At 69.7% G+C, this 16089-nt stretch carries 14 protein-coding genes; 8 read left to right on the top strand and 6 right to left on the bottom strand.

Annotated features, from left to right (window positions below; genetic code table 11):
• Nucleotides 1-146: 146 nt before the first annotated feature.
• The 6 genes from D3218_RS09585 to lexA all read left to right on the top strand — a co-directional run bounded on the left by D3218_RS09585 (nt 147) and on the right by lexA (nt 6313).
• Nucleotides 147-2036, top strand: a complete 1890-nt coding sequence (locus tag D3218_RS09585; RefSeq protein WP_119539832.1) for a peptidyl-prolyl cis-trans isomerase — start codon at nt 147-149, stop codon at nt 2034-2036.
• Nucleotides 2033-3058, top strand: a complete 1026-nt coding sequence (trpD, locus tag D3218_RS09580) for an anthranilate phosphoribosyltransferase (protein ID WP_119539830.1) — start codon at nt 2033-2035, stop codon at nt 3056-3058. The genes D3218_RS09585 and trpD overlap by 4 nt, the downstream gene beginning before the upstream one ends.
• Nucleotides 3059-3871, top strand: coding sequence for an indole-3-glycerol phosphate synthase TrpC (trpC, locus tag D3218_RS09575; protein WP_210209665.1), 813 nt, complete (start codon nt 3059-3061; stop codon nt 3869-3871). It abuts the gene before it with no gap.
• Nucleotides 3868-4350, top strand: coding sequence for a cyclic pyranopterin monophosphate synthase MoaC (gene moaC, locus D3218_RS09570; RefSeq protein ID WP_119539826.1), 483 nt, complete (start codon nt 3868-3870; stop codon nt 4348-4350). The genes trpC and moaC overlap by 4 nt, the downstream gene beginning before the upstream one ends.
• Nucleotides 4347-5567: a molybdopterin molybdotransferase MoeA gene (locus D3218_RS09565; RefSeq protein WP_119539825.1), complete on the top strand. Its 1221-nt coding sequence runs from the start codon at nt 4347-4349 to the stop codon at nt 5565-5567. The genes moaC and D3218_RS09565 overlap by 4 nt, the downstream gene beginning before the upstream one ends.
• Nucleotides 5568-5629: 62 nt before the next feature.
• A complete protein-coding gene (gene lexA / locus D3218_RS09560) occupies nt 5630-6313 on the top strand; it encodes a transcriptional repressor LexA (protein ID WP_119539823.1) in 684 nt (227 codons plus the stop codon).
• Nucleotides 6314-6381: 68 nt separating this feature from the next.
• On the opposite strand, the gene D3218_RS09555 is transcribed toward lexA, so the two are convergent.
• Entirely contained in the window at nt 6382-8700 is a 2319-nt protein-coding gene (locus tag D3218_RS09555; RefSeq protein WP_119539821.1) for a ComEC/Rec2 family competence protein, read from the bottom strand.
• Nucleotides 8701-8847: 147 nt separating this feature from the next.
• On the opposite strand from D3218_RS09555, the gene gltX reads away from it, so the two are divergent.
• Complete coding sequence (gene gltX, locus D3218_RS09550; RefSeq protein WP_119539820.1) at nt 8848-10269, top strand: glutamate--tRNA ligase; 1422 nt, start codon at nt 8848-8850, stop codon at nt 10267-10269.
• A 139-nt stretch (nt 10270-10408) separates the two neighbouring features.
• Nucleotides 10409-11698, top strand: a complete 1290-nt coding sequence (gltA, locus tag D3218_RS09545) for a citrate synthase (protein WP_119539818.1) — start codon at nt 10409-10411, stop codon at nt 11696-11698.
• A 22-nt stretch (nt 11699-11720) separates the two neighbouring features.
• On the opposite strand, the gene D3218_RS09540 is transcribed toward gltA, so the two are convergent.
• Genes D3218_RS09540 through lpxD form a run of 5 tightly spaced genes read right to left on the bottom strand, consistent with a single transcriptional unit; the run spans nt 11721 to nt 16083 of the window.
• The gene (locus tag D3218_RS09540) at nt 11721-12896 is read right to left on the bottom strand and encodes a lipid-A-disaccharide synthase (RefSeq protein ID WP_119539816.1); all 1176 of its coding nucleotides are present in this window, start codon (nt 12894-12896) and stop codon (nt 11721-11723) included.
• Nucleotides 12893-13771 carry an LpxI family protein gene (locus D3218_RS09535; protein ID WP_119539815.1) on the bottom strand — a complete coding sequence of 293 codons (879 nt, stop codon included), beginning with the start codon at nt 13769-13771 and terminating at the stop codon, nt 12893-12895. Before D3218_RS09535 ends, D3218_RS09540 begins: the two co-directional genes overlap by 4 nt.
• Nucleotides 13768-14577: an acyl-ACP--UDP-N-acetylglucosamine O-acyltransferase gene (gene lpxA / locus D3218_RS09530; RefSeq protein WP_119539813.1), complete on the bottom strand. Its 810-nt coding sequence runs from the start codon at nt 14575-14577 to the stop codon at nt 13768-13770. The genes D3218_RS09535 and lpxA overlap by 4 nt, the downstream gene beginning before the upstream one ends.
• A complete protein-coding gene (fabZ, locus tag D3218_RS09525) occupies nt 14574-15038 on the bottom strand; it encodes a 3-hydroxyacyl-ACP dehydratase FabZ (RefSeq protein WP_119539811.1) in 465 nt (154 codons plus the stop codon). Before fabZ ends, lpxA begins: the two co-directional genes overlap by 4 nt.
• Nucleotides 15016-16083, bottom strand: coding sequence for a UDP-3-O-(3-hydroxymyristoyl)glucosamine N-acyltransferase (gene lpxD / locus D3218_RS09520; protein ID WP_119539809.1), 1068 nt, complete (start codon nt 16081-16083; stop codon nt 15016-15018). The genes fabZ and lpxD overlap by 23 nt, the downstream gene beginning before the upstream one ends.
• Nucleotides 16084-16089: the final 6 nt, after the last annotated feature.

The following is a 16089-nucleotide window of genomic DNA, read 5'->3' as shown; positions in this document are numbered from 1 at the left end:
CGCGTGGTCCCGCACAAGGAACCCGCGGCCAACCGTGCTACCGGCACGCGCCCCGGTAAATCAAGCGCGTGCTCGGCCGTGCGGCGCTTTCCTTCGCCCGCCAAAATGCCTATTCCCCTCACGCGAAGGATGAATTCGGGAGACGGATGATGCTGAATCAGATGCGGCGCGGCGCGTCCGGCTGGGTGGCCAGGATCTTTCTGGGCGCGCTGGCCGTGAGCTTCGTCGGCTGGGGCATCACCGACGTGCTGCGCAACCGCGACGGGGGCAGCACGATCCTCAGCGCGGGCGACACGCGGGTCACCGTGCCCCAGTTCCAGTTCGCCTACCGCCAGGGGCTCGCACGCCTGTCGCAGCAGTTGCAGCGCCGGCCGAGCGCCGACGAGGCGGAGGCCTTCGGCCTGGATCAGGCCGTGCTGTCGCAGCTCACCGCCGGCGCGCTGCTGGACGAGCAGGCGCGTCGCCTCGGCGTCGGCGTGTCCGACGACGGCCTGATCGGGCTCATCCAGAACGAGGCGGCCTTCAAGGACCGGTCCGGCAATTTCTCGCGCGACACGATGCGCGCGGTTCTGGCGAACGCCCAGATCTCCGAGCAGTCCTATCTCGAAGACCTGCGCGGCAGCGCCACGCGCAACCAGCTCATCGCCCCGCTGTCGGACGGCGCCTCCGTGCCCGTCGCCTTCATCGACGCGCTCGGCGCCTACAACGGCGAACGCCGCACGGTGAACTTCCTCCGGCTGCAGCCGCCCTCCGTGGACACCGTGGAGGAGCCGACCGACGAGGCATTGGACGACTTCTACACGCAGGGGCAGGACGGCTACCGCGCGCCCGAGTATCGCGGCTTCTCCTACCTGTCGCTGTCGCCCGCCGCGCTGTCCGACCCCGCCGCCGTGACGGACGAGGCCATCGCCGCCTACTACGAGGCCAACCGCGCCCGCTACACGACACCGGAGCGGCGCCAGGTCCGGCAGATCGTCTTCGCGGACCGCGCGTCCGCCGACCGCGCCGCGCAGGCCATGGCCTCCGGCACGAGCTTCGCCGACGCCGCCGCGGCGGAGGGGCGGCAGGTGGCCGACCTCGGGCTCGTGCCGCGCTCCGCGATCCCCAACGCGACGCTTGCCGACGCGGCCTTCTCGGCGGCGCCGAACACGCCGACGCCGGTGGTGGAAGGCCCGTTCGGACCGGTCGTGATGCTGGTCGAACAGGTCGTGCCCGAAGTCGTGCGCCCGCTCGACGAGGTGCGCGGCGAGGTGCGCGACGCCATCGCGCTCGATGCAGGCAACGCCAAAGTGACGGAGGTCTACAACGCGATCTCGGACGCGACCTTGAGCGGCGCGCCGCTGGCCGAAGCCGCGCAGCAGGCGGGCTACGAGCTGACGGCCGTGCAGCCGGTCGACGCATCCGGCAACCGCCAGGACGAGGGCGCGGTGGACGGCCTGCCGGCGAAGGCGCAGCTCCTCGCGGCGGTGTTCGCCGCCCAGCCGGGCACCGCCGCCCAGCCGGTGAACTACGACGGCAACAATTACGTGTTCTTCGAGCTCGGAGACGTGATCCCGGCACGCGACCGTCCGCTCGCCGAGGTGCGCGACCGCGTGGTCGCGGATTGGAAGGAGGACGAGGCGGAACGGCTGATGACCGACCGGGGGGAAGCCCTGGCCGAGCGGGTCCGAGGCGGCGAAACGCTCGCCGACGTCGCCACGACCGAAGGCCTCTCCGTGGAGACCGCGGCTTCGATCACGCGTGAAAGCGGCCGCGCCGAGATCGGCGAGGCAGCGACGCGCGCCGCGTTCTCCGGCCCCCAGGGCACCGTGGCGGAAGCGCCGGCCCGCGAGTCCGGCCAGGCCGTGGTGCTGCAGGTCGCTGAGGTTGCGGACGCCGCCGACCCCGCCGCGAACGTGCCCGCCGCGGCGCGCCAGACCCTGGACGACACGATGCGCGAGGACCTGTTCCAGAGCTACGTCGCCTATCTCCAGGGAACGATCCCGGTCTCGCTGAACAGCGCGGCCATGAATCAGGCGAAGGTCGCCGTCCGATGAGCGCAGGCCTCAAGGCGCTGATCGGCAGGGTCGCGGGCGGCGAGGCGCTCTCGCGGGACGACGCGCGCCTTGCCTTCGGCATCCTGATGTCGGGCGAGGCGACGCCCTCGCAGATCGGCGGCTTCCTGATGGCGCTGCGCGTGCGCGGCGAGACGGTGGACGAGATCGCGGGCGCCGTCGACGTGATGCGGGCCAACATGGCTAGGGTCCGCGCACCCGCCGACGCGGTGGACATCGTCGGAACGGGCGGCGACCACGCGGGCACCTACAACGTCTCCACCTGCGCCGCCTTCGTGGTGGCCGGCTGCGGCGTGCCGGTCGCCAAGCACGGCAACCGCGCCCTGTCGTCGCGCTCCGGCTCGGCCGACGTGCTCGCCGCGCTGGGCGTCGACGTCGACCTGACCCCCGACCACATCTCAGCCGTGGTGGCCGAGACGGGCCTCGGCTTCATGTTCGCACCGACCCACCATGCCGCGATGCGGTTCGTCGGTCCGACGCGCGTGGAACTCGGCACCCGCACGATCTTCAACATGCTCGGCCCCCTCGCCAACCCGGCCGGCGTCCGGCGCCTCCTGGTCGGCGTCTACGCAGCGGAATGGGTGCGCCCGATCGCCGAGGCCCTGCTGGCGCTGGGAACCGAGGCCGCCTGGGTCGTCCACGGCGACGGGCTCGACGAGATCACCAATTGCGGGCCGACGGCCGTCTGCGAGATCCGCGACGGCGCGATCCGCGACTTCACGATCGAGCCGGAACAGTTCGGCCTTCCCAGGCGACGGCTCGAGGAGATCGTCGGCGGAGACGCCGCGCGCAACGCCGCGGCGCTCCGGTCGGTGCTGGCCGGCGAGCCCAGCGCGTATCGCGACATCGTGGTGCTGAACGCGGGCGCCGCGCTGGTCGTCGCCGGCCGCGCCTCGGACCTCGCCGAGGGTATCCGGCAGGCGGGCGAAGCGATCGACGGGGGGCGGGCGCGCGAGGCGCTGGATCGCCTCGTGGCCGCCACGTCGAAGGCACGGAGGGCCTGAATCATGTCCGACATCCTGTCCCGGATCGAAGCCTACAAGCGCGAGGAAATCGCGAAGGCCAAGGCGACGGTCTCGCCCGCGGAGCTGCGCGAGCGCATCTCGGCCAGGGGCGCGCCGAGGGACTTCCAGGGCGCGCTGGAGCGCAGGCACGCCGAAGGGCGCTACGCGCTGATCGCGGAGGTGAAGAAGGCGAGCCCATCCAAGGGGCTGATCCGCGCCGACTTCGACCCGGCTTCTCTCGCCCGCGCCTACGAGAACGGGGGCGCGGCGTGCCTGAGCGTGCTCACCGACACGCCCTCCTTCCAGGGCGCGCCGGAATTCCTGGGTGAGGCCCGCGCGGCTACCGCCCTGCCCGCTCTGCGCAAGGATTTTCTGTTCGACACGTATCAGGTGCTCGAAGCGCGGGCCTGGGGCGCGGACGCCATCCTGATCATCATGGCGTCGGTGGACGACGCCCTGGCCGCCGACCTGGAAGCGGCCGCCGCCGATCTCGGCATGGCCGCCCTGATCGAGGTGCACGACGAAGCCGAGATGGAGCGGGCGCTGAAGCTCCGCTCCGCCCTGATCGGCGTCAACAACCGGAACCTGCGGACCTTCGAGGTCGATCTGGCGGTCAGCGAGCGGCTGTCCGGGATGGTGGGCGCCGAGCGCATCCTGGTGGGCGAGAGCGGCATCGGCAGCCACGCCGACTGCGCGCGCCTCACCCGATCCGGCATCTCCACCTTCCTGATCGGAGAAAGCCTGATGCGGCAGGCGGACGTGGAGGCCGCGACACGCGCGCTCCTCACAGGCGAACAGGCTTCGGGCGCATGAGCGGCGACCGCCTCACCCATCTCGACGACGCCGGCAACGCTGCGATGGTCGACGTGGGCGGTAAGGACGTGACAGTGCGCCACGCCAGCGCCGAGGGGCTGGTGATGATGGCACCCGAGACGCTGGAGATGATCCGCACCGGCGCTTCCAAGAAGGGCGACGTGCTCTCGATCGCCCGCGTGGCCGGCATCATGGCCGCCAAGCGCACGCACGAGCTGATCCCGCTGTGCCATCCACTGCTTCTGGAAAAGGTTTCCGTGGACCTCGAGTTCGAGCCCGCCCTGCCCGGCATCCGCGTGACCGCGGGCGCACGCGTCTCGGGCCGAACCGGGATCGAGATGGAGGCGCTCACCGCCGTATCCGTCGCCTGCCTCACGATCTACGACATGGCGAAGGCCGTGGATCGCGGCATGTCGATCACCGGCATCCGGCTTCTCGCCAAGTCCGGCGGCCGTTCGGGCGACTGGTCGGCGCGATGACGCTGGTCCCGTTCGAGGAGGCGCTGGATCGGCTGCTCCGGGGCGCGCAGCCCGTATCCGACGTCGAGACCGTTGCGATCGACGGCGCGTTCGGGCGCATCCTCGCGGCCGACCTCCACGCGCGCCGGACGCAGCCCGCCTTCGACGCCTCGGCCATGGACGGCTATGCGCTTCGCGCCGCCGATCTGCGCGCCACGCCCTGCGAGCTCGACATCGTCGGCGAATCGGCGGCCGGCCACGCCTTCGACGGCGCGATGCCGACGGGCGGCGCCGTGCGAATCTTCACCGGCGCCCCGGTGCCCGACGGTGCCGATGCCGTGGTGATCCAGGAAAACACCGAGCGCGTCTCGGACCGCCGCGTCCGTGTGCTGGAGCCCATGGCGGCCGGCGCCAATATCCGGCGCGCCGGAAACGACTTCGCGGGCGGCGATGTGCTGCTGCGTGCCGGCCTGCGTCTCGGGCCCGCCGCCTGCGCCCTCGCCGCCAGCGGCGGCCACGGCGCCCTTCCCGTTCGCCGTCAGGTCCGCGTGGCGGTCGCCGCCACCGGCGACGAACTCGTTCCGCCCGGCGCGATGCCCGGCCCCTCGCAGACCGTCGCCTCCAACAGCCTCGCCGTTGCCATGATCGTGCGCGCCGCCGGCGGACGGGTGATCGATCTCGGCATCGTGCCGGACCTGCGCGACGCCCTCGCCGATGCCTTCCGCCGTGCCCGGAGAGAAGAGGCCGACGTCCTCGTGACGATCGGTGGTGCGTCCGTGGGGGATCACGACCTCGTGGGTCCGGTGCTCCGGGACGAAGGTGCGAAGCTCGACTTCTGGAAGGTCGCGATGCGCCCCGGCAAACCTTTGATGGCGGGCTCGCTGGGCCCGATGCATGTGCTCGGCCTTCCTGGAAATCCGGCATCGAGCTTGGTGACGGCGGAGCTGTTCCTTCGCCCGCTGGTGGAGCGCCTGTCGGGCCTCCCGGCCGCCGCACGGCGCCGCAAGGGGATCCTCGGGGCGCCGGTCAGGGCGAACGACCATCGCTGCGACTTCCTGCGCGCGCGTCTGGAAAGCGGCGAGGATGGTGGGCCGGCGCGCGTGGTGCCGCTGGACCGGCAGGACTCCTCGCTCCTCACCGTCTTCGCGCGAGCGGATGCGCTTCTGGTCCGGCCCGCGCACGCGTCCGCGGCGCTTGCCGGAAGCGAATGCGAGTATGTCCTCCTGAGCCTTGGATGATCCTTGCAGAACACAAACGGAACAGCTAGTTTTGTTCAGGTTTTGTTTCGAGGAATCATCCCATGCTGACCCGCAAGCAGCACGACCTCCTGATGTTCATTCACGAGCGGTTGCAATCGGTCGGCGTTCCGCCTTCGTTCGACGAGATGAAGGACGCGCTGGATCTGCGCTCGAAATCGGGCATCCATCGCCTGATCACGGCGCTCGAGGAACGTGGCTTCATCCGCCGCCTTCCCAACAGGGCACGCGCGCTGGAGGTGGTGAAGCTGCCCGAATCCGCCGGGCGAGCCGCGGCGGCTCCGCCTCCCCTTCCGTCCAATGTCGAGCCGCTGTTCAAGACGCCGCGCACGGTCGAGCGTGACACGTCCTCGGTGCCGGTCATGGGTCGGATCGCGGCCGGCGTACCCATCTCCGCGATCCAGCAGAACACGCACGATATCGTCGTTCCGCCCGAGATGCTGGGAGCCGGAGAGCACTACGCTCTGGAGGTGAAGGGCGACTCGATGATCGAGGCGGGCATTCTCGACGGCGATACGGTCGTGATCCAGCGGTCGGACTCGGCGACCGTCGGCGAGATCGTCGTGGCCCTCGTGGACGACGAGGAAGCGACGCTGAAGCGCTTCCGCCGGAAAGGCAACATGGTGGCGCTCGAGGCGGCCAACCCGGCCTACGAGACGCGGCTACTCGGCGCCGAGCGCGTCAAGGTGCAGGGAAAGCTGGTCGGGCTGATCCGCCGCTACCACTGAAGGCGATCCCGCGGCGCCGGACGATGCCCGGCGTCGGCCACCGCCGCCGGAACCGCGCCCCGCCGGCCTCATGGCGTCTCGGCATTTGCCGGATCGCGTGCGGTCGAACCATCGGACGGAGCCGGACCGTCCCCGTCGCGGCGCCATCGCTCGGGCCAAGGGGCCAGGCGATGGCGGTTCCACTCCTGCGGAACGGCGGGAACCGAGGGTTCCAGGACGACGGCTCCGTCGGGACCTCGGGAGACGGCAAGCGATCCGGTCCGCCGCAGCGTTCTCAGGGTGACGAGTTGACCGCCGCCCGCGTCGCAGCGGCGGGCGCGGACCGCGCGGGCCATGATGGCGACTTCGCTGGTGCGGCAGAGCTCGTCGAGCGTTTCGTAGTCGTCGCTCCAGCCGACCACGATGCCGGTCCGCGTGCGCGCGTGACAGATACCGTTCTCGCAGCGAAAAGCGTCGGTCGCATCGATCGCGGCCGCCGAGCCCTGCCCTCCGGCGGTCGAGGGGGCGTCCGCTTCGGCGCGGTCCGCCTCTCCCTTTTCCGGGGGCGACCCCGGATAGGCCCGCCGCCATTGATCCCAGACGAAGGCCGCGGGGCGGGGCCGCAGCGAGCGGATCGCGCCGCCGGCATCCAGCACCGCGACCTCGCGCCCGCTTTCGAAGATCAAAAGCTCCGGCGGCGGACCTGGGCGAAACAGAACGAGGCCGAGTGCGGCCGGGGCGAGCGCGGCCCACCGGAAGGCGCTGGCCGAGAAGGACAGGATCAGGATCGCAGCCGAGAAGCACAGGAGCGCGGTGCCGCTCATCCGCCCCGTCGGGTAGTCCGGCAGAGCGTCGGCAAGCCAGCCCGCCGTGGCGAACACGAGATCGAGCCCCCATCCCATCGCCGCGAGAGGCCAGGCGTGCAGTCCGAACGGCATGGACAGGGCCGAAATCATCCCGAGAGGCATGACGGCCAAGCTGAAGATCGGCGTCACCAGCACGTTGGCGATCAACGAGAACGGCGCGCCGCGCTGGAAGTGATGGATGGCGAAGGGCGCCGTCGCGCCGCCCGCGATCAGCGAAGAGACCGCTGCGCCGGAAACGAAGGCCGCGATCGCGCGCGGATCGAGCCAGCCGCGCGTGGGCCTCCCTCGCCGCACCCGCCACCGCGCATAGGCGCCATAGGCGCCGATCAGCGCGGCCGTGGCGGCGAACGACATCTGGAACGTCGCGGTGACGACGGCGTGCGGCGTGAAGGCGATCACCACGACGGCGGCCACGCAGACGTTTCGCAGCGTCAGCGCCGGTCGGTCGAACAGAATCGCGCCGAGCATCACCGCGATCATCACGAAGGACCGTTCTGTCGCCGCGTTGTCGCCTGCCAGAAGGAAATAGAAGCCCGTGCCCGCCAGCGCGACCAGCGCCGCAATCTTCTTGACCGGCCAGTGCAGCGCGAGCGGGGCGACGGCGGCAAGGCCGAGGCGGGTCGCGAGCATGAAGAATCCCGCGACCAGCGCCATGTGAAAGCCGCTGATCGACAGGACGTGGGCGAGGCCGGTGATCCGCAGGTCCTCGTTGATGTCGTCGGGGATGCCGGCGCGGTCTCCCGTCACCAGCGCCGCCGCGACCGCGCCCGTGGGGCCCGGCAGAGCCTCGCGGATCCGCTCGCTCATCGTCAGCCGAAGCGTGGCGACCCGGTCGGCGAATGTCGGGTCGCGCAGCTCGCCTCCGGATTCGGGAGCACCGAGCGAAAAGCCGTAAGCGCCCAATCCGTCGAAGTAGGCGCCGAAGGCGAAGTCGTGCGCGCCGGGAAACGCGGGGCCGGCGGGCGGGCGCAGGCGCACGAGCCCCATGTACCGCGCCCCGATCGCCAAGGGTTCGTGACGGCTGGAGACGACGATGCGCACGCGCTCGGGCGGCCGCGACAGGACGGGTCGCTCGGTGTGCGAGACGTCGAGCAGATAGCGGTATCGCCCGCGTTCGTCCTGCTCGCGTCGCACCACGGTCCCCGTGAGGCGAACGGTCGCCTCCCCCGAGAAAACGGTGGTGCGGGTGCGGGCAAGTTCCACATGGCAGGCCGCAAGGCCTGCCGCGAGGCCAAGGAGAACGATCCCCGCCGTGCGCAGCGGGCGTGCGTGGACCCACGGCGACACGAGGGCCAGCGCGCAGACGGCGAGCATGGCCACGGACGGCACGTCCGGCCGGACGGGCCCGCGGTAGACGAGGACGGCCGCGACCATCATGGCGATCGGAAACAGCGCGAAGCCGCTGCGCGCCCGTTCTTCGAGAGAGAGTTGCGCGACCGCCCACCGGCGCCAGCGAGCGCGCGGCGCGGCGAGCGGCGCGGTGCCGGCCTGCGCCCCGGAAGACAGCGCACGCGCCGCGATGCCTGGATCGGCTGAGGTCACGATGGTTCGCTTCGCTTGTCTCCCCTGTCCTCTATGCTACACCACGGCTCGAAAAAGACAGGCATCGTCTCGCCGGGTTCGCACAGGCTTTCGCGGACCACCGCCGCCCGGCCCCGGGCCGAGACGCCCCACCTTCGAGGATCTTGGATGACCGACCGCGTGGTAACCCGGTTCGCACCGTCGCCGACGGGCTATCTTCACATTGGCGGCGCGCGCACGGCGCTCTTCAATTGGCTCTACGCGCGGCGGATGGGCGGCAAGATGCTGCTACGCATCGAGGACACCGACCGCGAGCGTTCCACCGAGGCTGCCGTCTCGGCGATCATCGAGGGGCTGCATTGGCTCGGCCTCGATGCGGACGAGCCGCCGGTGTCCCAGTTCGCCCGCGCCGCGCGCCACCGCGAGGTCGCCGAAGCCCTCGTGGCCGCCGGCAAGGCGTACTATTGCTACGCCTCGCCCGCCGAGCTCGACGAGATGCGCGAGAAGGCGAAGGCGGAGAAGCGGCCGCCGCGCTACGACGGCCGTTGGCGCGATCGCGATCCGTCGGAGGCACCGGCGGGGGTCAAGCCCGTGATCCGCATCAAGGCGCCGCTCGACGGCGAGACCGTGGTGCAGGACCGCGTACAGGGCGAGGTCCGCTTCCCCAACAAGGACCTGGACGACTTCATCCTGCTGCGCTCGGACGGAACGCCGACCTACATGCACGCCGTCGTCGTGGACGACCACGACATGGGCGTCACGCACATCATCCGCGGCGACGACCACCTGACCAATGCCGGCCGCCAGACGCTGATCTACCGTGCGATGGACTGGGACGTGCCGGTTTTCGCGCACATCCCGCTCATTCACGGCGCGGACGGGGCCAAGCTGTCGAAGCGGCACGGCGCGCTGGGCGTCGAGGCGTATCGCGAGATGGGCTACCTTCCCGTCGGCCTGAAGAACTATCTCGTGCGCCTCGGCTGGAGCCACGGCGACGACGAGATCATCTCGCCGGAGGAGATGATCGCCTGGTTCGACATCGACGACGTGAACCGGGGGGCGGCGCGCTTCGACTTCGCCAAGCTCGACGCGGTGAACGGCCACTGGATCCGCGCCAGCGGCGACGCGGAGCTCGTGGACATGCTGATGTCCGTGCGCGAGCATCTGCCGAACGGCGCCATCCTGCGGTCCGAACCGGACGAAGTGGTGCGCGACCGCCTGCTGCGGGCGATGCCTGGCCTCAAGGAACGCGCGAAGACGCTGGTGGAACTTGCCGAGAGCTCGGCCTACCTGTTCGCCGCCCGCCCGCTGGCCATCGAGCCGAAGGCCGAGGAAATCCTGGCCGGTGGTGGACGCGAGGTCGTGTCCGGTCTCCTGCCCGTCCTGGAGCAGGTCGCCGATTGGAACGCGGCCAGCGTCGAAGCCGCGGTGCGAGACTACGCCGAGCAGCAGGGCCTGAAACTCGGCAAGGCTGCTCAACCCTTGCGCGCCGCGCTCACGGGCAAGACCACGTCGCCCGGCGTCTTCGACGTTCTGGACGTTCTCGGGCGTGATGAAACATTGGCCAGACTGCGCGAACAGGCCGCATGAACCAACGCTCTGCACTGGCGCTTAATAGAGTGCGGTGCAATATTCCGCTCACCAATGGCCCGGGTTGCGCCTCCGCGCGTTCCGGGCCGGCAAGCTCCCGTCGGGCCCAGCCTGCGCGGTCTTTCAGAAGGGGTAACGCATGACCGATTCGGCGAAACTGTCCTTAGGCGCGAAGGAAACCGAGCTGAAGCTGCGCCAAGGGACGATCGGTCCCGATGTCGTCGACATTGCGGCGCTCTACAAGGACACCGGGCTGTTCACCTACGACCCCGGCTTCACCTCGACCGCGTCCTGCGAATCGAAGATCACCTTCATCGACGGCGACGAGGGCGTCCTCCTGCATCGCGGCTACCCGATCGATCAGCTCGCCGAGAAGGGCAACTTCCTGGAGACCTGCTATCTCCTGCTCTACGGCGAATTGCCGACCGCGAACGAGATGAGCGACTTCTCCTACCGGGTGACGCGCCACACCATGGTGCACGAGCAGATGTCCCGCTTCTACACGGGCTTCCGCCGCGACGCGCATCCGATGGCCGTGATGGTCGGCTCGGTGGGCGCGCTGTCGGCCTTCTACCACGACTCCACCGACATCGCCGATCCGCACCAGCGCATGGTCGCGTCGATCCGCATGATCGCCAAGACGCCGACGCTGGCGGCCATGGCCTACAAGTACCACATCGGCCAGCCGTTCGTTTATCCGCGCAACGACCTCTCCTACGCGGAAAACTTCCTGCACATGTGCTTCGCGGTTCCCTGCGAGCCGTACCAGATCAACCCGGTTCTCGCCCGAGCGATGGATCGGATCTTCACCCTGCACGCGGATCACGAGCAGAACGCCTCGACCTCGACCGTCCGCCTGGCGGGCTCCTCGGGCGCCAACCCCTTCGCCTGCATCGCGGCGGGCATCGCCTGCCTCTGGGGGCCGGCCCACGGCGGCGCCAACGAGGCGGCGCTCAACATGCTGGCCGAGATCGGCAGCAAGGAGCGGATTCCCGAGTTCATCGCCCGCGCGAAGGACAAGAACGACCCGTTCCGCCTCATGGGATTCGGCCACCGGGTCTACAAGAACTACGACCCGCGCGCCAAGATCATGCAGCAGACCTGCCACGAGGTGCTGAACGAGCTCGGCATCAAGGACGATCCGCTGCTCGAAGTGGCGATGGAGCTCGAGCAGATCGCGCTGCACGATCCGTACTTCATCGAGAAGAAGCTCTATCCGAACGTCGACTTCTACTCCGGCATCACGCTGAAGGCGCTCGGCTTCCCCACCGAGATGTTCACGGTGCTGTTCGCGGTCGCCCGCACCGTGGGCTGGATCGCGCAGTGGAAGGAGATGATCGAGGATCCGCACCAGCGTATCGGCCGTCCGCGCCAGCTTTATACGGGCGCGGCGCAGCGCGACTACGCTCCGGTCGAGGCGCGCGGCTGAGCCGCACGACCACGCGAGAGGATCAGGCGGGCGCTACGGCGCCCGTTTTCTTTCGGGCATGGAGGTCGAGAAGGATCCGCGCGGCCGCCGCGCCAGGCGGTTCGGGCACCGTCATCCGATCGCGGATCGTGTCGAACCCGCGCATCTGCGCCGCACGCTCCGGCGTGTCCGTCATCAGGCGCTCCAGTCGCCGCGCAAGATGCTCGGGCTGGATCATGTCGTGGAAGTGTTCCGGCACCAGCGGATGACCGGCGATGAAGTTCGGCAGCGCCGCCGTCCACCCCGTCATCAGATGCCGCAACTGGTAGGACAGTGGGTCGAGCCGGTAGGCCAGCGCCATGGGCATCGCGGCCAGCGACAGTTCGAGCGCGACCGTACCCGAGGCCGCGAGCGCCGCGTCGGATTCGGCAAACGCCCGCCATTTCGCGTCGTCGCCCTCCACCACCTCCGGCCGCACCGCCCACGTCGCCAGCTTCTCCTCGATCAGCGGACGCACGCGGGCGACGGCGGGCAGGACGCCGCGCACGCCCGGCAGGCGCGCAGAGAGTTCGGCGAAGGTCCGGCCGAAGTCGTCCATCAGGCGGCCGATCTCGCCGCGCCGCGACCCCGGAAGGATCAAGAGCGTCGGCGTCTCCGACGGGCGCCGCATTCCGTGTGCGCTGTCGCGCGCGAGGATCGTGGCAAGACGCGGGTCCGACATGATCGGATGGCCGATATAGGTGGCCGGCGGGCCACCGTGCCGCTCAAAAGCCTCAGGCTCGAAGGGAAACAGGCAAAGTGTGCGGTCGACCGCGGCCTCGAGCTTCTTCGCCCGTTCCGGCCGATAGGCCCAGATCGCGGGCGGGACGATGTTGACGAAGACGGCGTCTGGCAGCGCGGGCCGGAGCCGAGCCGCCACGCGGTTGGTGAAGGTGAAGCTGTCGATCGTGACGACGAGGTCCGGCCGCTCGGAGCGCAGGAACGCGACGGTCTGGTTCAGCCGCCCCACGAGTTTCGGCAGCCGCGCGACGATGGCGCCGACGCCGATGATCGACAGCTCCTCGATGTCGAAGAGCGAGGGGAGCCCCTCCTCGCGCATCGCCGCGCCGCCGAGGCCGATCGCCTCCACGGGCTCGGGCGACAGCGCCACGAGATGCCGCAGGAGATCGGCCCCGATCCGGTCCGCCGATTCCTCGCCGAGGACGAAGGCGACCTTCATGGGGCCTCCGCCTCCGCCGTTTTCGACGTGCCGATCACGAACATCCCGGCTGCGTCGGCCTCCTCCACGACCGCGCCCGCCTCGAGGATCAACGAGCGCCCCGCACTGAGACCGATGCCTCGCAGGCCGGCCGCGTTCGCCTGACGGATCGTCTCCCGGCCGATGCTCGGAAGATCGAAACGTTCGTCCTGCTGTGGCTTGAAGGCCTTGAACAGCACGCAGGGCTCGCTTCGGCCGATGCGCCCCGCCGCTCGCAAAGCACCGACGCGCTCCAGCATGGCCTGCGTTCCCTCGATCCCCTCCAGCGCGATGACGCGGTCGGGCGAAGCCACCACGGCCTGCCCTACGTCCAGGCGGCCGATCTCGCCGGCGGCATGGGCGGCGCGACGCAGGGCCAAGTCGTCGCGCTTGTCCGGCGCGCGCCTGGTGAGGCTCCCCGCTGGGGTCAGCACGTCGTGCAGGACGGAATGCACGGCCACGACCCCGATCCCGCGCCGCTCGAAGACGCCGGCCACGGCACGCAGCAGGCTGTCGTCGCCACCGCGCACCATGCGCAGGATTTCGGGAAGCATCATCAGCGTCCGAGGGCTCGGAATCATCGACCGATAGTCGGGGCGCACCGAGATGGTTCCGCAGAACACCACGCGCCGGATGCCGCGGCGTGCGAGAATCGGGAACACGTCGCCGGTGCGCGACCACGGCAGCTTCACCGATTCGTAAGGGGTCCAATCCGATCGGATGCCGTCCGCGATGGCGACCACGAAGGGCAACTGCCCGTCGGCGCGCGCGGCTTCCGCGACGAGCCGAGGCAGGACACCGCCCCCCGCGATGATGCCGAGGGCCTCGCCCGTCCGCTCCGTGTCCGCCCGGCTCAAGCGGGCCGTGTGCTGCGCGGGAAGCAGATCGCACGATCGCCGCCCGCCCGGATGAAGCCGAGGAGGTCCTGCACAAGCGGATCCTCCGGATACTCCGACTCGACCTCGTCCAGGTTCTCCCGGAAAGTCAGGTCGTCCGAGAACAGCATGCGATAGGCCTTCCGCACGTTGCGGATGGCATCGCGGTTGAAGCCGGCCCGCTTCATGCCGATCACGTTGAGGCCGCTGAGGTAGGCACGATTGCCGAGAACCATGCCGAAGGGAATCACGTCGCCTTCCACGGCCGCGAGGCCGCCGACATAGGCGTGGTGGCCGATCCGGGTGAACTGGTGAATGCCCGATCCGCCCGCGATCGTCGCGAATTCGCCCACCACGCAATGGCCGGCCAGCATCACATTGTTGATGAGCGTGACGTTGTCGCCGAGCACGCAATCGTGCGCGACGTGCGAGCCGGTGAAGAAGGCGCAATTGTCGCCGACGGTGGTCTCGGACCGGCCCTGCACCGTCCCCGGATTCATGGTGACATGCTCGCGGATCAGGCAGTTCCGGCCGATCACGAGCCGCGTGTCCTCGCCCGCGTACTTGAGATGCTGCGGCTCGTTGCCAACCGAGGCGAACGGATGGATGCGCGCACCCTCGCCAATTGCCGTGTTTCCGGCTAGGACGACATGCGATTTCAACCGCGATCCCGCGCCGAGCACGACATTGGCGCCGATCACGCAGAACGGCCCGATCTCGCAACCCTCGCCGATCTGCGCCCCATCCTCCACGATGGAGGACGGATGAACCCGATAGGCGCCGCTCACTTGGCTTCGCCGGCGACCAGCATCGCGCTGATGGACGCCTCGGCGACCTTGGAGCCTTCCACCATCGCCTGGCAGTCGAACTTCCAGATGTTGCCGCGCTTCTTGGTCTGGGCCACGTGGTATTCGAGCAGGTCGCCCGGCACCACAGGCTTGCGGAACTTCGCCCCGTCGATGGTCATGAAATAGACGATGGAGTTTGCGTCGCCGCCCGTGGCCTTCTGGCAGATCGCGCCCGCCGTCTGGGCCATGCCCTCGATGATGAGGACGCCCGGCATCACCGGATACTCCGGGAAGTGGCCGAGGAAGTGCGGCTCGTTCGCGGTGACGTTCTTCAGGCCCCGCGCCTTCCGGTCCCCGTCGATGTCCACGATCCGGTCCACCATCAGGAACGGGTAGCGGTGCGGCAGAAGCTTCAGGATGCCGAGAATATCGATGCTCTCAAGCGTCGTCGTGTCCGTCATCTCTACCCGCCGTCTTCCGCTTTTCCTTGGGCTGGCCCCGAAGCGCCGCCATGTCGCGCAACCAATCCTTGATCGGCCGGGCCGGAACGCCGCCCCAGCGCGCGCCGGCCGGAACGTCCGTGGCGACGACACTGACGGCCGCGATCTGCGCGCCGTCGCCGACCGTCACATGGCCGTTGAAGCCGGTCTGTCCACCGACCGAAACGCCGTTGCCGATCGTGACGCTGCCGGCGATGCCGACCTGACCGACGATCACGCAATGCCGGCCGATCACCACGTTGTGGGCGATCTGGACCAGATTGTCGATCTTGGTCCCTTCGCCCACCACCGTGTCGCGAACCGCGCCGCGATCGATCGTCGAGTTGGACCCGACCTCGACATGATCCTGAAGGATCACGCGGCCGACCTGAACCTGTTTCACCAACCCTCGAGGGCCGGCGACATAGCCGAAACCGTCCTGCCCCACGCGAACGCCCGGATGCAGGATCACGTGGTTGCCGACCAGCGCATGCTGGACGCTCGCCTGCGTGCCGATGCGGCAGTCACGCCCGATCCGGCAGCGCCCGCCGATCGTCGCCCCGCTTCCGATCACCGTTCCCGAGCCGATCTCGACCTCCGGGCCGATCACGGCGAAGGGCTCCACGGTCACGCCCGGCTCCAACCGGGCCGTTGGATGGATGCTCGCCTGGGATGAAACGCCCGTGCCGTCGAAATCCGACTTCGGCGCGACCGCGTCCGGGAACAGGGCGTGGCCCGCCGCCGCGAACGCGAGGCCGGGCTTGCGCGCGATCAAGGTCGCGATGCTGGGCGGCACCGACGGCGCGAGGCGGGCGGAGACCACCACCGCGCCGGCGCGCGAGCCGCGCAGGCCCGCCTCGTAGCGCGGATTGTCGAAGAAGCTGAGGTCGTCGTCCCCCGCCTGGTCGAGCGATGCGATGCCGGTCACGACCCGGTCGGCATGCTCGGGAGCCACGGAGGCGTCGCAGATACGGGAAAGCTCGGCAAGGGACATGCCCCTGCCGAGCCGAAAGAGCGTGCTGGCCATCCGTGC

It is taken from the genome of Aureimonas flava, from assembly GCF_003583935.1.
Classification (GTDB): Bacteria; Pseudomonadota; Alphaproteobacteria; order Rhizobiales; family Rhizobiaceae; genus Aureimonas; species Aureimonas flava.
This window is presented reverse-complemented; position numbering and strand designations above follow the sequence as displayed.